This is a genomic window from Actinoplanes nipponensis (genome assembly GCF_016862275.1).
GTDB lineage: Bacteria > Actinomycetota > Actinomycetes > Mycobacteriales > Micromonosporaceae > Actinoplanes > Actinoplanes nipponensis.
Genome location: NZ_BOMQ01000079.1, coordinates 100,485 through 121,617 on the forward strand (window position 1 = coordinate 100,485; position 21,133 = coordinate 121,617).

The 21,133-nt window shown below is 72.5% G+C and carries 12 protein-coding genes and 1 pseudogene; 9 read left to right on the forward strand and 4 right to left on the reverse strand.

All coding sequences use genetic code 11. The annotated features are described in order from the left end of the window. Positions 1-9: 9 nt before the first annotated feature. The 3 genes from Ani05nite_RS33405 to Ani05nite_RS33415 all read right to left on the reverse strand — a co-directional run bounded on the left by Ani05nite_RS33405 (position 10) and on the right by Ani05nite_RS33415 (position 2,892). Positions 10-588 carry a hypothetical protein gene (locus Ani05nite_RS33405; protein WP_203774996.1) on the reverse strand — a complete coding sequence of 193 codons (579 nt, stop codon included), beginning with the start codon at positions 586-588 and terminating at the stop codon, positions 10-12. 73 nt (positions 589-661) lie between these two features. Then, the gene (locus Ani05nite_RS33410; protein WP_203774998.1) at positions 662-1,315 is read right to left on the reverse strand and encodes a GGDEF domain-containing protein; all 654 of its coding nucleotides are present in this window, start codon (positions 1,313-1,315) and stop codon (positions 662-664) included. A gap of 701 nt (positions 1,316-2,016) precedes the next feature. Further along, positions 2,017-2,892 (reverse strand): hypothetical protein, encoded by an 876-nt coding sequence (locus Ani05nite_RS33415; protein WP_203775000.1) that lies wholly within the window; start codon positions 2,890-2,892, stop codon positions 2,017-2,019. A 999-nt stretch (positions 2,893-3,891) separates the two neighbouring features. Between Ani05nite_RS33415 and Ani05nite_RS42470 the strand changes: the two are divergent. The 9 genes and pseudogenes from Ani05nite_RS42470 to Ani05nite_RS33455 all read left to right on the forward strand — a co-directional run. Continuing rightward, positions 3,892-4,047: pseudogene (locus Ani05nite_RS42470) on the forward strand (DUF4158 domain-containing protein); the annotation flags it as partial. Positions 4,048-4,185: 138 nt separating this feature from the next. Beyond that, a complete protein-coding gene (locus Ani05nite_RS33420) occupies positions 4,186-4,392 on the forward strand; it encodes a hypothetical protein (protein ID WP_203775002.1) in 207 nt (68 codons plus the stop codon). 622 nt (positions 4,393-5,014) lie between these two features. Next, the gene (locus tag Ani05nite_RS33425) at positions 5,015-6,883 is read left to right on the forward strand and encodes a hypothetical protein (RefSeq protein WP_203775004.1); all 1,869 of its coding nucleotides are present in this window, start codon (positions 5,015-5,017) and stop codon (positions 6,881-6,883) included. Next, positions 6,880-10,023 carry a DUF6603 domain-containing protein gene (locus Ani05nite_RS33430; RefSeq protein ID WP_203775005.1) on the forward strand — a complete coding sequence of 1,048 codons (3,144 nt, stop codon included), beginning with the start codon at positions 6,880-6,882 and terminating at the stop codon, positions 10,021-10,023. The genes Ani05nite_RS33425 and Ani05nite_RS33430 overlap by 4 nt, the downstream gene beginning before the upstream one ends. A 7-nt stretch (positions 10,024-10,030) precedes the next feature. Then, complete coding sequence (locus Ani05nite_RS33435) at positions 10,031-12,205, forward strand: hypothetical protein (protein WP_203775006.1); 2,175 nt, start codon at positions 10,031-10,033, stop codon at positions 12,203-12,205. Positions 12,206-12,212: 7 nt separating this feature from the next. After that, positions 12,213-12,869 (forward strand): hypothetical protein, encoded by a 657-nt coding sequence (locus Ani05nite_RS33440; protein ID WP_203775007.1) that lies wholly within the window; start codon positions 12,213-12,215, stop codon positions 12,867-12,869. Further along, complete coding sequence (locus tag Ani05nite_RS33445) at positions 12,869-15,616, forward strand: hypothetical protein (RefSeq protein WP_203775008.1); 2,748 nt, start codon at positions 12,869-12,871, stop codon at positions 15,614-15,616. The genes Ani05nite_RS33440 and Ani05nite_RS33445 overlap by 1 nt, the downstream gene beginning before the upstream one ends. Positions 15,617-15,622: 6 nt before the next feature. Continuing rightward, the gene (locus Ani05nite_RS33450) at positions 15,623-17,779 is read left to right on the forward strand and encodes a hypothetical protein (RefSeq protein WP_203775009.1); all 2,157 of its coding nucleotides are present in this window, start codon (positions 15,623-15,625) and stop codon (positions 17,777-17,779) included. A gap of 19 nt (positions 17,780-17,798) precedes the next feature. Then, the gene (locus tag Ani05nite_RS33455; RefSeq protein WP_203775010.1) at positions 17,799-19,913 is read left to right on the forward strand and encodes a hypothetical protein; all 2,115 of its coding nucleotides are present in this window, start codon (positions 17,799-17,801) and stop codon (positions 19,911-19,913) included. Here the strand turns inward: Ani05nite_RS33455 and Ani05nite_RS33460 are convergent. Continuing rightward, the gene (locus tag Ani05nite_RS33460) at positions 19,910-20,926 is read right to left on the reverse strand and encodes a hypothetical protein (RefSeq protein WP_203775011.1); all 1,017 of its coding nucleotides are present in this window, start codon (positions 20,924-20,926) and stop codon (positions 19,910-19,912) included. The two genes, Ani05nite_RS33455 and Ani05nite_RS33460, sit on opposite strands and share 4 nt — an antisense overlap. Between the last annotated feature and the right edge of the window lie 207 nt (positions 20,927-21,133).

Consider the following 21,133-nt stretch of genomic DNA (forward strand, 5'->3'; position numbering starts at 1 on the left):
CGTTCGGGTTCAGAACGGCGGGTCGCCGTGACCGTGGTGGGCCGGTAGCCGTTCGGTTCGGTCGCCCTCGCTGGTGTCGCCGGACGGTGCGAAGTTGTCGGGCTGGTTGTCGTGCTCGACCTGGTGCCAGATCGGGAGATCGTCGCTACTGATCGCGGCGGCGGCGAGCGGGTCGTAGGCGAGGATCGGGAACGCTTCGGCAGTCGCGAGGTGGTCGGCGAAGTCACGCACGACGTACAGGGCGCGCAGTACGGCGTATTTGTCGTAGCGGTCGGGGCGCTCGATGTGGCACAGGGCCTGGGTCCACAGGTGCAGCCATGCCCCGGTGAGGTCGGCGGCTTGGCGTCGGTCGTGCGGGTTGCACGCGCAAGCGTCTTCGGCGTGGCTGCGGAACTGGTGGACGATCTCGACCCATCGGGGCGCGCCCCACGTGCTCAGGTGGCGGGCGGCGGGCCAGTGCGGTGCGTCGGCGCAGAGGTCGAGCGTGTTGACGGCGCGCTGTACGTCGTGGATGGCTTCGTGGAGGAGCTTGACGGCGTAGCCGGTGCGTGCGGGAAAACGCCGGTCAACGGTCAGGGTGATGGTCATGGGCGGCTCTCCTTCGGCGATCAGGCGGCGCTGGGAGGTGGTGCGCCCGCCCTGGGAAGGGCGGGTGCGGGGTTCAGCGCGTCGGGGCGTCGCGGAAGGTGCGGCGGGTTTCGGGGGTGGGCTCCGGCATGGTCATGCCGGGCATCCAAGTGACGGGGTTCATGTGGTCGTTGCGCTTGGCCTGGTACATGGCGTGATCGGCGCGGCGGAGGAGTTCGTCGGGGTCGCTGGTGTCGTCGGCGACGGCTACTCCGATGCTGACCTTGATCGGGATGGTCCTGCCGAAGTAGATGAACGGGGTTTCCTCGATGCGGCGCAGCACCGCATGGGCGATGACCTCGGCGACGTAGAGGCCTCCAGCGTCGAGGATGATGAGGAATTCGTCTCCGGAGTACCGCGCGACCATGTACGGGTCTGCGGCTTCATTGAGGCGAGCGGCGACGTAGCGCAGGGCTGCGTCTCCGGCGTGGTGGCTGTAGGTGTCGTTGATGGCTTTGAAATCGTCGACGTCGACGAAGGCCACACCGAGCGCGGTGCCGTTGGCAAGTTGGACCTTGAGTTGCTTCTCGGCTTCGTCGCGGTTGGGTACGCCGGTGAGCTTGTCGGTGGTCGCCCGGTAGAGCAGGGCGGCGATCGTGTAGCGCAGGTGTACGAACACGAGGTATCCGCCACCGAGGGTGATGCATTGCAGGAGAACTGCGAGCAAAAGCAGGGCAGTGAAGGCCACGGTGTTCCCTTTCGGGTTGGTGGTTGGGGTGTCGCGTTCGGGGCTTGCCTTCCCCTCCCGGACAACTACTAAGATACCCTATTTCAAGCGGAGTGTCTACCCGAGTGTTGGCTCACCAGGCCATCTAGCAGGCTTCCTCCGGAGCGTGAGTCGCCGACCAGCCGTGCCGGACCGCTTCGGGGGAGCGTCCTACCCTTTTTCGGCCGGCGGGGGGCGAACGAGTTCGCCCGGTTCCGTGCGACGGCAGTCCAATTCGACGCGGGGGTTTCGAGCAAAAGATCATGCGGGGTGTGCATGATGTTTTGTGAGCCCGCGGCGGATTTGACGGACGGCGCACGGGGCCCACACTGCCGGGCGTTAGCCCCCGGTGGCCGAAAAAGGGAAGGGCAGCGCGGCCGTAGGCCGCTCGACTCCGGCCCGCCAGGGCCGGCGCCAGCCGGAGGCTGGTCCGCCGGCCGCAGGCCGGAACAGCAGGCCGCCCATTTACGCAGAATGAAGGGTGCGGCCGGTCCGTTCCGGACGCGCCAGCGGCCAGGGCCGGCCGGGCCCGGCCTCGGCGGGAGCAGCGGTCAGCACCATGCAGCTAGGTACGACAACCGCCCTTGACCTTTGCTGTTGACCTTGTTGTGGCCGGAAGGCTGGCGGTGGTGTAGCCACCTGCCGCTGCCGGAGAGTCGGGGCGACCGGTGTGAGCTCTGGATCTATTCTGCCGTGGAGCTTGCGGCATGACTCCAGAGCGTCGCACGTTTCCATTTGCGGGGAGGGCCCTGCTCGTCGGGTTGGTCGCGCAGTGCTTGGGGCAGGTTGGCGACGCGCTTGTAGCCGAGCACGCGGGTCGCTTCGGTGGCGTCGACGAGTTCGTCGGGGTCGCCACTGCGGTCGATGACGCGAGTGGTGCCGGGTGGCCGGCCCGTGCGGCCGGTGCGTTGTTCGGCGGCTTTCCAGGCGGTGCGGCGGGGCCAGCGCATGCGGGTGCGTCCGCTGGGCGTGGTGGTGTTGTGTTCGGGTTTGTTGAGCTCAAGCAGCCTGTCGAGCAGGCTGGATTTGTTCAGGTTGGTGGGGCTGCGGTAGCCGACGATGCGGGCGATGTCGGCTTTGGTGACGAGGTCGTCGGGGTCGCCGGTGTAGTCGATCTTGGTGAGGGTGTCGCGTTGCTGTTGTTCGTGCGCGGCGGCGAAGGCGTCGATGTCGTCGGCGTTGTACCAGCGGTCTTCGGTGGGCTGGGGGAAGCCGTTGTCGGGGGCGCCGGCAATGAAGGCGTCGACGCGGCTGATGTGGGTGCCGAGTCGGTCGGCGATGCCGGTGCGGTCGAGCGCGAGGCGGCCGTTGATGGTGGTGGAGTGGCGGGCCATGACGGTGCTGGCGTAGTGCCAGAGCGTTTCGCGTTTCCAGCCGCGCCGTTTGACGGTGCCGTCGTCGTTGTGCTCGATTTCGTCGGCGATGTCGAGCAGACCGTGCGGCAGCCGGTTGGATTTAGGGTGCCCGATGACGCGGGCAGCCTCGGTGGAGCCGACGACCTCGGCGGGATCGCCGGCCTGGTCAACGGGCCATCGGGGTGCAGCGGCGGGTGCGGGCATGCTCCGATACTGCCGTATGGGCAGTGTTGAGGGCGACCTGGCCCGCCGTCGCGTCGCGCGGCCGGGCGCGGCTGCTGGGGCGGATTTGCCGTGATGTTGGACGGGCGTCGGCTTCTGCCGCGGGCGTGGTCGCAGATGGGCGGCACGGCTGCCTCGAATGATTGGGAGTGGTGCTGTCACGTCGGGGCCGGGTGGCGCGAGCGTTCGGGGCGTGACGCTGAAACCGGCGTCGCCGAGGTCGTGGTCGAGTCGGGTGGCGGTTGGCTGACCGGTCTCGGGAGTGACGGTGAGAATGTGGTCGGCTGGTATCCTCACGGTTCTGCCTTTCTTTCGAGAAGGTGGTTTGGGGTCGGCCGGCGGTCTTGCCAGAACGTTCCTCTGGGACGTACTCCCTTCGGGGTGTCCGCCGGCCGACTTGTGTCCGGGTTAGTGTCCGGTGAGCTGGTGCCAGGTTCGCGCGAACTGCGATCGTTCTTTGTCGGCGGTCAGCGCCGGCGCGGTGGTGAGGTGTGCTCGAGTGCGGGGAATACGGTGCCGGCACGGTGGTGCCACGCTCGGGGGATGGCGTGTTCGTCGACGATTACCGGGATGTGGCCGGTTTCGGCGTAGTCGTGCAGGGCTAGATCCGCATCAGCGCGGTCGAGCGTGGTGAGCCGTCGGACACTGCGCCAGGCGTGGCCCTTACGGGTCGGGTCGCCGGCTGCGGGGTGGAAGATCCGGCGCACGTCGCAGACCGCCCATGGAATCCCGTCGAGCTGCCGTTCGGCGATGTGGGCGGCTTCCTGCAGTTGGTGATGTTCGGCGACGACTTGGTGTGCGCTGTGTTTCCCGAACAGGGCTTGGCGGGGGTTGAGTGCGAGCTTATGTGGCGGATCAATAAGTGTTTAGTGGTCAAATTCTAGCCTGCGTGAGATGCCAACAGATGTGCGACCAGGGATCAAAATTGATCCAGTGGTGGGGAATGGTCGGACCATGATCGACAGAGAACGATGTTGGCCCGTGGTTCGTCTTCCGGAGACCTTCGCTGACCTGGTCACTCACTGGACGCTGCTGCCTGAAGAGACCAATCTGTTGGCGGGCAAGCACGATGGCCGACCAAGCTCGCGTTCGCGCTGCTGTTGAAGTTTCTACGACCGGTACGGCCGGTTCCCTCGTCGATGACCAGGTACGGCAAGCGATGGGCCCACTCCTGCGCGTATCGCGCCGATGCGAAGCAAGTCAGCCCTGCCGATCGATCAGGTCGCGGTACGCCCCGGACAACTCACTGCGATCGGACACGAGGAGGAGTGTTGCATGACCCGATCGATGGTCCGCCACTTCGTCACCCAGTCCGTGCAGTCAACGGTGCAGATCGGCGGTGCTCGCCCGACCAGCGACGGCAAGAAGCGCGATGGGCGCGAGCACCGGGAACTACACGCCGTGGCGCACCAGCTGGTGAGCGGAATTCAGACGGTGGCGTGGATTTCCTCGCGTAGCGCGCCGAGCGCCTCGACTACCTGAAGCTGGATGTGCCGCCATGCCCCGGCATGGTCCACGACCGGGTAGGACAGTCCGAAGGTGGCCAGCGTTACCATGGCCTGAGCGGATGCCTCGACATGTTGGCCAGCGTTGCGTAGCCGCGTGCAGCAGATCGATCGCCCGCTCGGCTCGGGGCCGCGACTCGGCCGGCAGGTGGCCGGCGAGGAAAGTGCTCATGCGCTGGACCGTGCCTCGTCCTTTCGCCGGGCACGTCCAATCCCTTGAGCAACTCACCCAGCGCGCCGAGCCGGGTTGCCGAATTCTTCCCCTGGTTGCTGGAGTCGTAGGCGACCCGGGTGGTGTGTTCGGCGCCGGGCGGGTGGACCAGCCCGGCGGAGAAGCGCAACCGTCACACCACGTCGAGGAAATCGAAGGCCGCCGCGAGGCTTAGCGGTGAGACGAGCACCGCAGGCGGGGTGGGCCTCGCCGGCTCCAGCCGGTCGCGTCCGGAGTCGTCCGGTATTGCCATGTGACCAGGATGCCGCCGGCGGCCCGCCACCTCTCGCCGGTCGAGTGGTGCCGCTGTCGCCTTTCTTACTAACCGCTCGATGTCCGCGGCGAGGCCGCCAAGACTGATTGCCGACCCGCGGGAACGGAGGCACCTATGCGCAATGCCTGCTTCCCGTCCGCACCGGGCGCGCTCTCCCGGTCCCTGACAGCACATACGGCGTACGCCGAGGCTCAGGCCGCCTGGCTGGCGTGGCTGACGGCCGGCCACGAGCCGTCGAACGCTGAACAGTTGACCCTCTACCAGGTGATCCGTCAGACCGTCGAGCGACGCCGACCGAGTGGCGCCTGGGCGGACATGGACGACCGCATCATCCCGCCAGCGGACGTGCTGGAGAACGTCCTCGACCGGGACAAATACGATGCCTTCGGGACGCAGATCGAGACGCTCCGGCGCCGGGTCGAGGAAACCGGCCGGGCCCTTTGCGAGCTCCTCGGATCCAACGACCTCGCCGAGGAGCTCGACGCCTACTCGTACGAGGCTCAGCTGGACTACCTCGCGACGCTGCTCGACCAGTTGCCGGCCTCGAACGTCGGCATGCTGTTCATCCGGAAATCGATCCACCTCGACCAGAGCCCGTTGCCCGCGGTACACCCCGACCGAATCACCCGGAAACCGATCAAGTTTCTGACGTCGGACCTGCCCGGCGTCCGGCGCGCCGCGAAGTTGTGGATTCACGCGGCCATGAAGATGCTGCCGGCCCTGGTGAAGGACCAGAAGCCCGACAAGCTGACCGGGTTGCTGGTGGACTTCATCGGGCGATACTTCCCCGACGACCTACCGGCCGCCCAGGACTTCGAGCAGCGGTTCGCCAACGCCAAGGCCTATCTGCGCGACCACCCCGACCTTTGGAAGTCGCGGTTCGACCTCGAGCTGGCCGGCCGGATCAACATGTTCTTCGAGGTGGTGAACGTCGTCGTCGCCGTGCGCAAGACGGCGGACCGGCCCTCGTTCACCACCGTGCTGGGGCTGGTCAAGTCGATCACCGGGCTCGGGTCGGCCGCATTGTCCACCAAATGGGAACGCGCGACGACCTTCGTCGCCACCGACCTCGGCAAGGCGGTCAAGTGCGGGCTGGCCGAGACCAACGCGGTCCTCGACGTCATCACCGCCGCCGTCGAGATCTACGCGTCGGCGGAGTCGTACGAGAACGGAGACCTCTCGGTAGCCGCCGGCCACGCCCTGCAGGGGGTCGGGCTGGCCACCGGCGCGGTCATCGCAGGCGTCGACGCGGCGGCGACGTTCCTGGCGGCGGACGCCGTGCTGGCGTTCATACCGGGGCTGCAGGTCATCGCGCTCGGCGCGCTGGTCGCCGTGTTCGTCGGCGCCCTGCTGGTGGCCTACACCGAGGACACCAAGTTCGAGTCATGGCTGCAGAACAGCTGGTTCGGCAACCGGTGGGAGAACGTGGACGCCGAGGCCGGCCCCGAGGACGTGTGGTTCCGGGCCAAGCGGGTGGACGGCACGCCCGACATCGGGCGGCAGTTGTCGACGTACCTGGCGACGCTCTACCCGCCGCACCTGACGGCGCGGATCGGCGAGCACACCCCGCTGCTGGTCGGCGTGGAGTGTAAGCCGGTACTGGCGTACGCCTCGTCCGAGGTGGACCTGTGGCGGCTCGCCGACACGAGCGGCCCCTTGGAGCCGGCGCACTGGGTGCGGATACCGGTGTTCCGGCGGCCGTGGACCCTCGGCCGGCTCGACGACCAGCGGGTGTTCCCCGACCCTCCGACCGGCGACCCCGACCGCAGGATCGACAGCTGGGTGGCGTCGTTCGGCCCGCTCGAGTGGTCGAACGGCACCAACCCGGGCTTCGACATGACCGGCCAGCACATCGAACTGGAGATCGTGATCCCGGACCAGCTCGCACCGCAGATCGTCGAGGCCGTCGGTGGCGGCGAGGCCGGGCAGGACTTCTCCTTCCCGTACGTCGTGCGGTCCCGGGTCGAGGTGACGCCGGCATGAGCGGCACACCCTTCGACGCGGTCCTGACCGAGCTCGGCCGGGCGATCGAGCCGCTGGCCGACGCCGTCCGCGCGGATCCGGTGCCGAGCGGGATCGTCGTCCTGCTCGACCGGGCGGGGATCGGCAGGACCGGCGACGGCGACGCCCTGGCGCGCTTCTGCGCCGATCTGGCCCCGGTGGTGCAGTCCGTGGAGTCGGCCGCGGGTGGCGGTGCACCCGACCCGGTGGCGCTCGGCCGCGCCCTGGAGGACCTCTTCGCGGCGGTACACGCGCTCGGCGATCAGCCCGGCGCCACCGCCGACGCGGGCGGGCGGCTCATCCGCTTTCTGCTCACCGACTATCTGCGGCGCGCCCATCCGCTCCTGCTCGCCACCCTGGCCCTGCTCGGGCTGGTGGCCGAGGCTCCCGACGGCGCCGCCGGCCCGCCGCCGATGCTCGAACCCGCGCGCTTTCCCCGCCTGGTCACCGACCTCAACGGGCTGATGGCCGAGGCGTACGGCTGGGGCACCCCGGACTTCGCCGCGCGGCGGCTGCTCGCGCATCTGCAGGCCGTCGCCTTCGGGCTGGGTTATCCGGCGGTGGCCGACCTCGGGCAATCCGACCAGCAGTTCCCGGCGCTACTATCCGGCCGTCCGGGCGCGCCGCCGGCCCTGCGCATCGTGCTCGCCACGGTCGGCCAGGACGACGCGCAGGCGGAGATCGGGCTGCAGATCCTGCCGATCGACGACCAGCAACACCCCCATCCCGGCTTCGCCGTGGTTCCGTTCACGACCGGCGCTGCGGCCCAGGACGTCGACCTCGGCGAGCACTGGCATCTGGTGGTCACGGCTGCTGGCGATCTGACCGTAGCCTTCGGTCTGATCGCCTATCCGGGCGAGGTGACCGTCGGCAGCGTGACCGAGCAGATCCCGCGCCCGGTGAAGGCGGCCATGTCGCTCGGCATCGAGCGCGGCGAGGTGGCCGAGCAGTCGCGCACGCTGATCGGCGATCCCGAGAGCACCCGGCTCGAGGTCGGCACGCTGGGCCTCCACTTCGACCTCCAGGCCGACCCCCTGGACTTCGGTGTCCGGATCACAGGCCGACGGTGGCGCATCGTGGCCGAGGCCGGCGACGACGACGGCTTCCTCGCGGCGGTGCTCCCGCGGGACGGCCTCACGATTCCCTTCGACCTGACAGCCGGCTGGTCGTACCGGCGCGGGTTGTACTTCGTGGGCGGCGCCGGCCTGCGGTGGAGCCTGCCCACCTCGATCGAGATCGGGCCGGTGCACATCGACAGCGCCGCGGTGGAACTCACGGCGGGCACCACCCGGCCACAGGATCCGGTGGCGCTGCGGCTGAACGCGACGATCGACGCCGGGCTGACACTGGGGCCGTTCGCCGTGGCCGTCAGCCGGATCGGGGTCACCGCCGAGCTGCTCATCGGCGCCGATCCGGCCAACGTGGGCATCGGCCGGCTGCGGCTGCGCGCCAAGCCACCCAGTGGGGTGGGCCTGGCGATCGACGCGGCCGCCGTCTCCGGGGGCGGCTTCCTCAGCTTCGATCCCGAGGCGGGGCGCTACGCCGGCGTGTTCGAGCTGACGATCGCCGGCACGGTCGCGGTGAAGGCCGTCGCCATCATCACGACCAAGCTGCCCGGCAGCGCCCCGGGCTTCGCCCTGCTCGTGCTCATCACGGCCGAGGGGTTCACGCCCATCCAGCTGGGCATGGGATTCTCCCTCACCGGCATCGGCGGTTTACTCGCGCTCAACCACACCGTCAACCCCGAAGCCATACGCGGCGGGCTCAGCGACGGCGCGCTCGACTCGGTGCTGTTCGTCAAGGACCCGGTCCGCAACGCCGACCGGGTACTGTCCACGCTCGACCGGCTGTTTCCACTGGCCGCCGACCGGTTGCTGGTCGGGCCGCTGGTCGAGATCAGCTGGGGGCCGGCCGGCATCGTCCGATTGCGCGCCGCGTTGCTCGTGGAGCTGCCCCAGCCCGTACGCGTCGTGTTGCTCGCCGCCCTGAGCGTCCTCCTGCCGAGGCCGTCCGCCGCCGTGGTGGAGTTGCACGCGGACGCCATCGGCGTTCTCGACTTCGAACGCGGTGAGCTGGCTCTCGACGCCTCCCTGCACCACTCCCGGGTCGCCGGTTTCACGCTCGCCGGCGACCTGGTGCTGCGGCTCAACTGGGGCAGCGATCCGGTGTTTCTACTCTCGATCGGCGGCTGGCACCCGAAGTTCGCGTCGCCGCAGGGCATCCGCCCGCTCCACCGGGTCAGCCTCAGCCTCACCGAGTCCGACAATCCGAGGGTACGACTCGAGGCCTACTTCGCGGTCACCTCGAATACGCTGCAGATCGGCGCGCGCGCGACCGTGTTCGCCGAGGCCGGCGGGTTCGGCATCGACGGGTCGGGCGCCTTCGACGCGCTGATCCAATGGTCGCCGTTCGCGTTCGACGTCGCGTTCTCCTGCCGGGTCCGGGTCTTCACCCCGTTCGGGCCGCTGCTGGCCATCTCGGTCGAGGTGAACGTGACCGGTCCCGAGCCGTGGCACATCACCGGGCGGGCGACGGTCCAGCTGCTGTTCGTCTCGGTCGGGGTCGGCGTCGATCTGACCATCGGAGCCGCCGCCGGACCGCCCGATCCCGTCGAGACCGCGGACGTCGCCGCCGCCGTCTGGGCCGAGCTGACCGACCCGGCGAACTGGGAGGCCGTGCTACCGGCCGCCGCGAGGCCCGGCGTGACGCTCGTCGGCGTGGCGCCCCCGGCCACGGACCGGCCGCTCGTGGCGCACCCCCTCGCCACGGTCGCGGTACGGCAGAGGGTGGCGCCGCTGGACACGCTGATCGAGCGGGTCGGCACCCGGGTGCCGGTTGAGGGGGCCCGCAGCTACTCGGTTACGGCGACTACACCGGCCGGTATTGCCGTCTCCGCGACGACCGATCCGTTCCCGCCCGGCCAGTACCGCGCCGGCATCTCCGACGACGAGCGGCTGGCCGCGCCGTCGTTCGTGGCCATGCACTCCGGGGTACGCCTGGACCCGCTGAGCTCCCGAGACGAGGGGCCCGGCGTGGTGTGTGATCTCGGTGTGGAGACGCTCGAGGTCACCAGCCTGGACACCGCCGCCGTCCGCGGCGTGCCGGTGGCGGCGGGCGGGTGACGGGGACATGAGCGCCGAACGGCAGTTCACCTCCTGGCGACGCGACGGGCTCGTGGCAGCGGTGGCCGGCACGCCCGCGGCGGGCCGCGCCCGGGCCGACCTGACCGCGACGATCGCGCTGGCCGGCAGCGCTCGGCGCAGCCCGATCCCGGTGGAGCTGGCCGGCCCCGGCGACGTGGCCGGCGTGCCCTCGGACCAGATCGCGCGGTGCGATCCGTTCGACGGGTGCCCCGACTTCGAGCCCGAGTACTTCCCGTACGTGGAACTGGTGAACCCGGCGCTGCCCTGGCTGTTCAGCCCGGCCGGACCGAGCACCGCACCGCTGCCCAACCCCGAGGCCGTGCCGGTGCCGCCCGGCCCGCAGCGGCGCCTGCGACCCTGGCTGGCGCTGGTGACCGTGCCCGTCGAGGCGGCCACCGTCACCGCGGGCGGTAACGGCCGCCCGCCGGTGCTGAGCTGCCCGGGCGCCGAGCTGCCCGACCCGGAGGAGAGCTGGGCGTGGGCGCATGTGGACGGCGGCGGCACCGGGACGGCCGTGTCCCGCTTACTCAGTCCGCGGCGGTTGGTTGCCGGCCGGGCGTACCAGTCGTTCTTGGTGCCGGCGTTCGCAGCCGGTCTCGACCCGGCCGGCCTGCCGCACCCCGGCGCTGGGCCGCTCGACCCCGCCTGGCGGCGCGACGGCACGGCTCAGCTCCCGGTGTACTTCACCTTCCGCTTCGCCACGGGGGCCGCCGGCACGTTCGAGGAGCTCGCCCGCCGCCTACGGCCGCGCGCCGCCCCGGAGGCCACCACCGGTCGCGTCGTGGCGACGGACGCACCCGGCTGGGGCGTCGTCGGCCCGGCCGGCTCGACCGTGGTGGTGCCCGGCGCATTGCGGCCGGTGAAGACGGCCGCGGCCGACCCACTGCCGCCCGGCCTGGCCGCCCGCCTGGCCGCCGCGATCAGCGCCACCGGCCCCGGGCCGCAACTGCGTCCACCGCTGTACGGGCAGGACTACGCCGGCGGAGCGACCGCCGTGGACGCCGCCGGCGCCGGCTGGCTGCCCGAGCTGAACACCGACCCGCGCCACCGGCTCGCGGCCGGCCTCGGCGCCTGGGCCGTCGCGGTCAACCAGGACAGCCTCAGCGACCGGGCCTGGACACAACTCGCGGCCGCCGGCATCCAGCCGGCCGCGTCCACCGATCCCGAGCTCGGCGACGCGATGCGGCCCGTGCTGGCCGCCCGGGCGGACGCAGGTCCGGTCGCGGTCCTGGCGCCCGCCCTGGCCCGGCTCGCCCGCGCCGCCGGGCCGCGAGCGGCCGCGGTGCCCGGGATGCCCGCGCCGCCCGCCCCCGCGGCTCCCGCCCGGCGGTTCGCGCCCACCTTCGACGAGCCCGCCTTCACGCTGCTGCGGGCGGTCGCCCCGGAGTGGCTGCTGCCCGGCGCCGGCGACATCCCCGACGAGTCCGTCGTCGCGCTGAGCACCGATCAGTCCTTCGCCGAGGCCTTCCTGGTCGGGCTCAACCACGCGCTCGCCCGGGAACTGCAGTGGCGCCGCTATCCGCTGGACACGACCGGCACCATGTTCCACCGCTTCTGGGCGGCCGCCCCGGGCGCCGCGGACCCCACGGTCGGAGAGATCGCCGGCTGGCACGACACCGCGCTGGGCAGCCACGGGCCCGCGCCGGACAACCTGGTCCTGCTGGTCCGGGGCGCGCTGCTGCGGCGGTTCCCGACCGCGTCGATCTACCTCTCCGGGTTCCGGCCGGCGGACGGCGCCGAGGTGCGGATGGCGCCGGTCGTCGCGGGCCGGCTGGCCGCCGGCACGTCGTTCTTCGGCTTCCCGATCACCCCGGAGACAGCGCTGAACCCGGCCGGGGCCGACGGCATCACCGGCTGGAAGGTGGTCATCGAGGAAGGGGTGGACCATCCCCGGTTCGGGCTGGACCCGGCGCCGGCGGACGGCGGCACCGCGCCCGTCGACGGCTGGCGCGACCTGGACTGGGGGCACCCGCAGGTCGCCGCGGCCGCGTACGTGCCGGTCGCCGGGCCGCTGGCCGGCCTCACCCGGCCGCTCACCACGCGGCCCGGCCCGGCCCTGGCGGTACGCCTCACCTGGGGCGCCGACTCGGCGGAGCTCGCCATGATCCTCACCCGTCCAGCGTTCCGGGTGCGCATCCCGGTCGCCTTGTGGCTGTCCTGAGGTCGCCATGTTCACCCATCTCCGGACTCAGCTCACGGCGCAGACCGTGGCCGCGCGTCGTGCCGTAGCCGCGGCGACCAGCGCTGTCGACCAGGCCGCCGACGCTGCCCGGGCCGCCGCGGCGGGGGTCGAGCTTGAGGTGGCCCGCCGCGGCCTCGCCGAGCTGGAGGCCCGCTCGGCCGAGCTGGACGCGATCGCGGCACAGGTCGGCGCCGACCCGCCCGACGAGGTCGCCCTGCGGACGCTCGCCGACGAGCAGACGAAGGCTGGGCTCGAGGCCCGGCGGGCTCGCCTCGACCAGCGCGGGCAGCGGTTTGGGCTTGCGCAGGACCGGGCCGCCACCCTGACAGCACACGACGGCGCCGCCGACGACGTGGCGGCCCTGGCCACCGAGATCCGTTCCTGGCCAGCAGCGGCGGGATCCGCCGATCTGCAGGCGGCACTGGCCGCCCTGGACTCGGTGGTCACCGCGTCGCGGGCGCAGCGGCAGCTCGCGCACGCCGCCAGGACCGACGACTTGACCGCGGCAGCCGCGGCGCTGTCCGCAGCCTTGGACGGGGTGCGCGGCGCCGTGGCGACCACGGCGGCGGCCCGGGACAAGGCGGCGGCCGCGCTCGCCAGGGCCGCGGATCAGCTGCGTGCCGTCAACGAGGAGGCGCCCTGATGCGTCGCTGGAATGACGGCGACGGCGAGGACCCGCAGGTCTGGCGCCGGGAGCTGGAGAGGTGGAAGAAGCGGCAGGCCGAAGCCGTCCGTACCCAGGCCGAGGGCCGCCAGCAGCTGGAGTCCGCCCAGCAGGACGCCACGCTGGTGAGCGGCTGGCAGAGCCGGCTCGCCGTGCTTCGGGACGACACCGCCGCCCGCGGCGCCCACCTGGCCGACCTGGCCGATGCCACCGCAGCGGCCGGGGCCGCGATCATCGACCTCACCGGCCGGATCGCCGACCACGACCAGACCCGCGACCTGGCCACGGCCCGGCTGCTCGGCGGGCCGCCGGTCACCGCCCCGGTCGTCCTACTGCCGCTGGTCCTGCAAGCGAGCTGGAACGGCGCCACACTGCGCGTGCGGGCGTTCCCGGACGTCCTCACCGTCGACCAGCACCATGCGCAGCTCACCGCGGCCGAGCAGCAGGCGGGTGCTCGATACTGGGCGACCCGCGGCGCCGGCGGTCCGGCGGCCACGGCACAGGCCTGGGACGATCTCGTACGCGCCGCCGGCCCGCCCCGGGCCGCGTGGATCGCAACCGTGACCGATCCGCAGACCCCGCCCGGGCCACCGGGCGACCGGCAGTGGACCGACGTCACCGCGCGAGCCGCCCTGCTGCCCGACCGGCTCGCGCTGATCGTGTACGCGGCCGGCGAACCGGTGAACCTGGGCACCGTCAACGCCCCCCGGTACGTCGTCTGGGGTACGGACATCACCGGCGACCTCGCCGAGACCGCCTTCGCCGACCCGGCACAACCCGATTGGACCACCGACTTCGCGATGGCCGTCGACACCGGGATGGCGTTTAGTGTTGACATGCCGGTGGGGGCACCGGCGATCGAGCGGCTTGTCGTGGTCGGCCTGCGGGGCGCGCCTGCCGACCTCGCCGCGCTGCTAGCCGCCCACGCCTGGTCCACCGGCCTGGAGATCCTGGCCGACGGCACCTCGACCAACAACAGCGACCACATACGCTCCGGGGCCACCGGCGCGCACGACGCCGAGGTGGCCGCTGCGCTGATCGGCCCGCCGGCCGCCGTCGCGGCCGGCTCCACCGGCGAGCAGCTTGCCACGCTGCTCGGCCTCGACCCGGCCGGCTTCGCCCGGATCGCCGGGTCGGCCGCCGACCGGTCGGGCGCCGCCGGCGCCATGCGGCTGCTCGTCGGGCTCGGCGCGACCGGCCCGCTGAAGACCTCCCGCGGCGCCGGCGGCGCTTGGGAACAGCTCCGGCCCGGCGGTCCGGCCCCGGCCTTGCGCGTCGGTCCCCAGCCGTACGGCATCCTGCCGACCACGGCCCCAGCCCGGTGGCGGCCGGCTGCGGGCGAGGCCACCGCCGCGATCGCGCCGATGCTGGCCGCCTGGGCCGCCACCCACACCAGGCCGGTCGACACTGACCCCGCGCAGCCCGCCGCCCCGGCGTCGGCGGCCCGTCGGGTGGTCCGCGGCGACAACTCGGCGCTGCTCGACATACTCCGGGAGAACGGCTCGTCGATCGCCTGGTCGAACGGCTCGGCCTACCGTGGCACGGCCGAGCTGGTCGGCGACGACGCCGCCTACCTGCGAACGATTGCCGACGGCACGGCCGGTCCGCTGCCGCCGACCCTGCTCGCGCGCCTCGCCACCGCCGCCAAGGGAGCCGCCGGTCCGGACGAGGCCCGGCTGAACGACGTGCTGCGCACGCTCGCCGACGCAGGCGCCGAGCCGGACGGGATCGCCCTGCTGACCCGGTTGCTGACCGAGCACCTCGACGCGCTCTCGCACCGCATCGACGCCTGGATCACCGCCGCGCCCACCGAGCGCCTGCTCGCCCAGCGCGCGGCGGCCGGCGGCGCACCACCGTTCGTGGGCGCCTACGGCTACCTCGAGAACGTACGACCCGGCGGCGAGCCCCGCAGCCTCGGCCACGTCCACGCGCCGTCGCTCGAGCACGCCGCGACCGCCGCCGTGCTCCGCGCCGGCTACCTCGGCGAACGGCGGGCGGCCTGGCAGCCAATCGTCGACGCGGCGGACCAGCGCCGGGCCGACGCCGAGAGCTTCCTCGCCTTCCTGCGGGCGCATCCACCGCCCCGAGGGGTGGACCCCGATGACATGCTCGCCTGGCGGCAGCAGGTACAGGCGGCTCAGCTCGACGTCGCCCACGCGTACCAGCTGCTGACCCACACGCGTGCGGCCCGGGACGCGGCGGCGCCGCTCGATCCCACCGCCGAGGACGCGCTTACCCTCGCCGTCGACCTGTCGTCGCGCCGCATCCGCGCGGCGCGATGGGTGCTCGACGCGGTCCGGTCCGGCCAGCCGCTCGGCGCGATCCTCGGCTACCAGGTCGAACGCGACCTCGCCGACAGCGGCCTGCAGCAGTACCTCACGGGCCTGCGCAAGCTGACCCGATTCCCGACCGGCACCGAGCTGGAGGCCCGGGAGAAGGCGCGGCGCGAGGCCGAGGACGCCCTAGGTGGCGTGCTCACCACCCTGCGCGGCCTGCAGGCAGCGGCCGCCGACACCACCGCGGTGGATGCGGCGCAGACCGCCCTGGCCACCGCCATGGCCACACGCGACCGGGCCGTCACGGCGGCTGCGCCCTACGTCGCCCTGCAACAGGAGCTGGCCATCCTGGACCACCAGATCGATGTGCTCAACGCCAAGATCGCCGGGATACGTGCCCGGCGGCCGCCGGTCCGCACCAGGACCGTCAAAATCAACGCGCCGGACTGAGGACCTATGCGTACCGAGGATCTCGAACTCACCGATCCGGACGCCCCCGGCCCCGCCGCGGACTGGGCCGACGAGCTGCAGATCGCCCTCAACGCGCTGCGCCGCGCCGCGACCCGCCGCGACCAGATCTCCCGCGCGCTCGCCGCTGAACCGGCGACCGGGCTGCTCGCCGCCGCCCAGCAGACCGCCGCCGCGGCGAACGACGCCGCCGCCGCGCTGCAGACCGCGGTCGACGAGCGGATGACGCGACAGCACGCCGCAGCGCTAGAGGCCGATCATGTCGCGACCGCGCAGGACGCCGTCGACGCCGCTATCCGCGCGGTGGGTCAGGAACTGACCCGGCTGCTGGCCGGCGCCAGCATGTCGGCGGCGCTGACCGCGACGATCGACGGGCTGGGCCTGCGCGGCCGGTACCGCACGGCGATCGCCACCACGCCGCCTACCTGGGACATGGCCACCATCCCGTTCCGCGCGACGAAGACCGCACCGGCGCTGGACCCGCAGATCACTCTGCCCGGCCAGGACGAGTCCGACTACGCCGCGCTGCTCGCCGTGCTGCACCGGCTCGACGACGTGGTCGACGCGATCAGCGACCTGGTCACCGCCGAAGGTGTACACCACCTCGTCAACGGCAACCCGGTGCGCTCCGGCGCGGTGCTGGACATCGCGGCCGGCGGCGCGGTGCCCGACACCTTCGACGTGATCCGCACGCCCACCCCGGGATACGACATCACCAACCGGGTCGCGGTCGTGCTCGACCCGGACCGCGGTGCCCGGTGGACGTCGGCGACCCGCAGCCGGGCCGACGCCGTCGACCCGGAGCTAGCCGCCTGGGTCAGCACGCTGCTGCCCGACCCGGCCGGCGTGGCGCTGCGGGCGTACCCGATCGACCCCACGGGAGCCGCAGGCGCTCCGCTCGACCTCACCGCCGACGCCCTCGACCTGGGCGCGCTCGACTGGCTACGCCTCTGCGCCGACCGGGCCGAGCTGATGGCACGGGTCGCACGGGCGGCCCGGGCCCGGTGGGCCGCCGAGCCGCCGGCGGACCTGCCGGCCTCGTTCCGGATTGTGGTCGCCGACCCGCCGGACGCCGCCGGGCCAGGGCTTCCCGATCTGGTGGCAGCGGCCGGAGCCGCGCGGGCGCTGCTGAGTGCCTGCCGACCATTGACTGGCGCCGACCTGGCTGCCCCTGGGGCGGCCGCACCCCCGGCGGACGCCGGCCTGCCGCTTGTGCTGGATCGGCTCGCCGCGGCGGAGCGGGACGTCGCCGACGTGCTCGGCGTGCTGCGCGACGCCTCGACGTGGCAGGAGGCCGGCTCCGCCTTCGCGGTGTTGTTCGACGTCGCCTCGCTGGGCATCGCGGAGGCCACCCCGCCGCTTGCCGACCGGGTGCCGTCCCTGGACGAGCTGGCGGCGCTCGGGCGGTCGGCCGCGGACCGGCTGGCGGCCCGCGTCGCGGGCGGGCCGATTGATCCCGTGCGGCCGGACGCCCTCGACCAGGCCCGGATCCGGCTCGGCGCGCTGTACGGGCCCGGGCTGAAACTGCTGGCCCGGTGCCCCGTGCCCGCCGACCCGCTGGTCCTGCGTGACCTGGGGGACCAGCCACCGCGGATCGCCGGCGCGACCCCGGCCGCGCTGCGGGCCTGGCTGCACGACCATGCTCCGGTCCGGCTGGCCGTCGCGGCGCTGCTCGACGCGCACGACATCGCCGAGATGCTGCTCGCCACGACCGCGCCGAGCCTGCGCGCGACCCACCTGCCCAGCGCCGTCACCTCGGCTGGTGACGACTCCGACCCGCGACCGTGGGCCGGCGACACCGGCACACCGCCGCCCGGCCTGGTCAACCTCGTCGTGCTGCGGCACTACGAGGGCGCGCCACCCAGCCGGGTGGCCGGGCTGATCGTTGACGCTTGGCCGCGGACTGTGCCTGCCGACGAATTGCCCACCGGTCTCGCGTTTCACTACGACCAGCCTCCGCCGAGCGCCACGCAGGCCGCGCTCGTCGCCGTGGCGCCGGACACCGGCCCCGGCCACGAGCCCGTCACCTGGGATCTGGAGACGCTGGCCGCGATCGTGCTGTCCACCATGGACCTGGCGGCCGACCGCGCACGGGCCGCCGAGCTGGTGCCGGACTCCGCCATCGCCATCGACGACCCCGCGTGACCGCCGGAGGAGATCCGCCATGCCGACCACCCTGCGACCACGCTCCACCGCGGCCGACGACGCCGAGGCCATCGCGGCGGCCGCGACACCGGTCCGCGATCCGCTGTGGATGATCGCCCGCCAGTGGCAGACGGGCGAGCTTTTGGCCGGCAACGGCGGCAGCCTCGCGTCGGCGGCGCTGAGCGTCAGCGTCACCCCGCTGCTGCTCGACTCCGGCCGCCCGCCCGCATCGCCGGTGATCGAGGCCGAGCGCGCGGCCGAGCCGGACGACCTCGGCACCGCGGCCCGCGTGCGGCTGGCGGCCGAGCTGTTCCGGCTGTTCCGCGACCACGGCGCCGACCCAGCCGCCGCCGGTGCCGCGCGCGCCGCGCTGGCCGCCGAATTCCCGTTGCACCCGGTGCGCCCGGACGCGCCGCAAGCGGTCGCCGCCGGGCGGCTGCCCGACGCGGCCGCGCTCCTGCGGCGCCTCGCGGCGCTGGGCCCCGACGGGTCCGGCGAACCCTTCCCGGCGCTGCCGGGCATCGACCCGGGGGCCGCGCCGCAGCTGGCCGAGGCCGTCCGCGCCTGGTACGCCTGGGCCCTAACCCGGCTGCCCACCGCCAGCGCTGCCGCCACCCTTCCGCCCACGCGGTGGGACCAGGAGCGGATGACGTACGCGTTCGCGGCGAACGCCGGCCCGCTGGCGCTGCGCTGCGGCGACCACGACGGCGGCCGGCTCGACTGGTACAGCTTCGACCGGGGCACGCTGCCCGCCGCCGGCGGCCAGCCGGCGCCCGCGGTCACGGTCCACCCGCAGCCGGTCCGATACCGGGGAATGCCGGAGCCCCGGTTCTGGATGATGGAGGCCGGCGACGTCAACCTCGACCTGATCGCCGGGCTCGACCCGGCGCACGCGCTGCTGGTGCGGTTCGCGCACGCATACTCCAACGACTGGTTCCTCCTTCCGGTGCAGGTCCGGCCGGGCGTCGTCCGGATCGACCGGCTCACTGTCACCGACGTCTTCGGCGACGTCGTGGAGGTACCGGCCGCCGCGGCCGTCGACGGCACGCTGGCGCACTGGCGGCTGTGGGAGATCACTGCGGACGAGGTCGCCGAGGCGGACGGTGCCCTGGGCGTACGCGTCTTCCTGCCGCCGAACCCGCCGCCGCTGGAGGGGCCGGTCCTCGAGGAGTCCGTGCTGGCTCGCGACGAGCTGGCCAACCTAGGGTGGGTGATCGAGACGACCACACCGGACGAGGATGGCAACCCGGTCGACCGCAACCGCCGCTGGCTGCACCTGCGCGGGCCGTCCGACCCCGCATACCATCCCGGCGAACGGTCCGGCGACACCTATCGGCTCGGCACCGCCGTTCCCGACTACTGGCGCCCGCTCGTCGACTCGGGCGACAACCGTCACCGCTGGCAGCCGGCTTCGGTCCCGCCCGGCGCCGCCGAGGTGCCCGAGGACGGGCTAGCCGGCCATCTCGTGCCGCACGACCCCGCGACCCGCTTGGCCGACGAGCAGATCGCTCGCGGCGGGGTACGCATGGTCCGGGTCAACCGATTGCTACACGACCGTGACCGGCGGATCGGCTGGCGGGCCCGGACCCGGCAGCCGGGCACCGGCGAGGTGTCGGCGGGCCTGCGCTTCGACGTGCTGGGGTCACCCGCCGAGCCGCCGGACCTACCCGCCAATCCGGACTTCACCCGGGCACGGCGCACACCTCCGTCCGTGCTGGCAGGGCCGTTCCGCGGCGGTCCGGCCGCCGCCGAGGACTGGTCAATCTGGAACAACGCGGACGCGACCACCGCGAGCCGCGTCCTGCCCACCACCCGGCCGGGGAGCACGGGCTGGATGCTGCACGTCACCACGACCGCGGCCGGGTGCGGCATAGTCCAGCAGTGGACGGCGACCGGCTCGGGCCCGGATCAGGCGGTCGCGTCGGCGTGGGTGTTGGTGCGGCGCGGCCGGGTCGGTCTCGGCACCGGCAACGGCGGCAGCACCGGCATCGACGTCACTGGCGCGCCGTCCGGCGACTGGGTGCTCCTGCGCGCGCTGGCAGGCGGGACACCGGTCAACGAGGTGATCCTGTACGCGGTGGACGCGCTCGGCGCCGACTTCTACGTCGACCGCATCGGCGTCCAGCCTCGCTAACCGTCCACCGTGACCTTGTGCGTGCCCTGTTCCCAGCGGTTTTCGGCCGGGTACCGCCGAGTGAAGGTCACCTCGATACGGCCGTCCGCCCCCTCCCGGCTCACGAACGCGAGGTACGAGTCCTTACCCACCCGCGTCGCCTCGGCCGTCTGCCACGGCTCGGCGGCGCTGAACCGCCAATTGAGCTCGAACGGCTTCGCGTCCACCACCCCCAGGGCGGCGCCGCGCGGCACCGAGCTGATCGGGTTGACGTCCGACCACTCGGCAATCGGGCCGAGGGCGCCGTGCGGCTCGGCGGCCACCGGCACCGAGCCGGCGACCTTCCTGTCCCGCTCGGAAAGGTTGGTGTCCGGTGTACCGGGCTGCGGCGGGATCTTGGCCGCGACGTACGCGCCGTGGCTGACCGCAAGCAGCGTCAGGAACGAGCCGGCGAAACCGGGCAGCGCGTCGAACTTCGCCGCCGTGCCGGCGGCGTCGAGTGCCTGCCACACCGCCACGGTGTACGCGAGGACCAGCACGAGGGTGATGAGGAAGTTCTGGAGCTTCCCGATGTCTACCACCTCGTCGGCGAAGGTGCCCTCCTCCTGCATGTAGATCTGCCAGAAGCGTGGGCGCCATTCGGCCTGCTCTGCGGTGGTCAGCCTCGACTTATCCATCAGCCGCTTAGGTATGCTCGCGGCTACGCTCTCCGGCCGCGCGGCGTCCTTCGTCGCCTTGGTCACTGTGGTCAGCACCCCGGAGCCGAGGCTGATGCCCATGACGGCCAGCAGCTCGCCCGGGATATGGAAGCCGAGCGGCGGCAGGCCGTGCACCATCCGCCCGACGGCGGCACCCATGATCAACGAAAGGATCACGATCGTCCATAGCGCGATCTGCAGGTGGGTGAGGCTGTACCGGCCGCGGGCGTCGACCGGTAGGCCGGACACCCGGCCGGTCACAACCCGCCCCACCAAAACGGCAAGGCCGACGATCAGGACGGCGGCGACGAGCCAGGAGAAGACGATCGCCAACATCGGACGCATCCTTCGGACGGTTGAGGCGAGACTTCGTGTCGGCCTCAGTCTCCACCCGCCGTCTAAGAAAGCCCAGTTCAACGGTGAACGGTCCCACCGGCGGGTACGCCGACGTCCAGCAGGGCCACCCGACTACCGAGTGAGCTGATCGCCGTCACCAGGCAGAGCCGACGACGCCGTACTCGTTATGGACCTCGGCTTATGCGG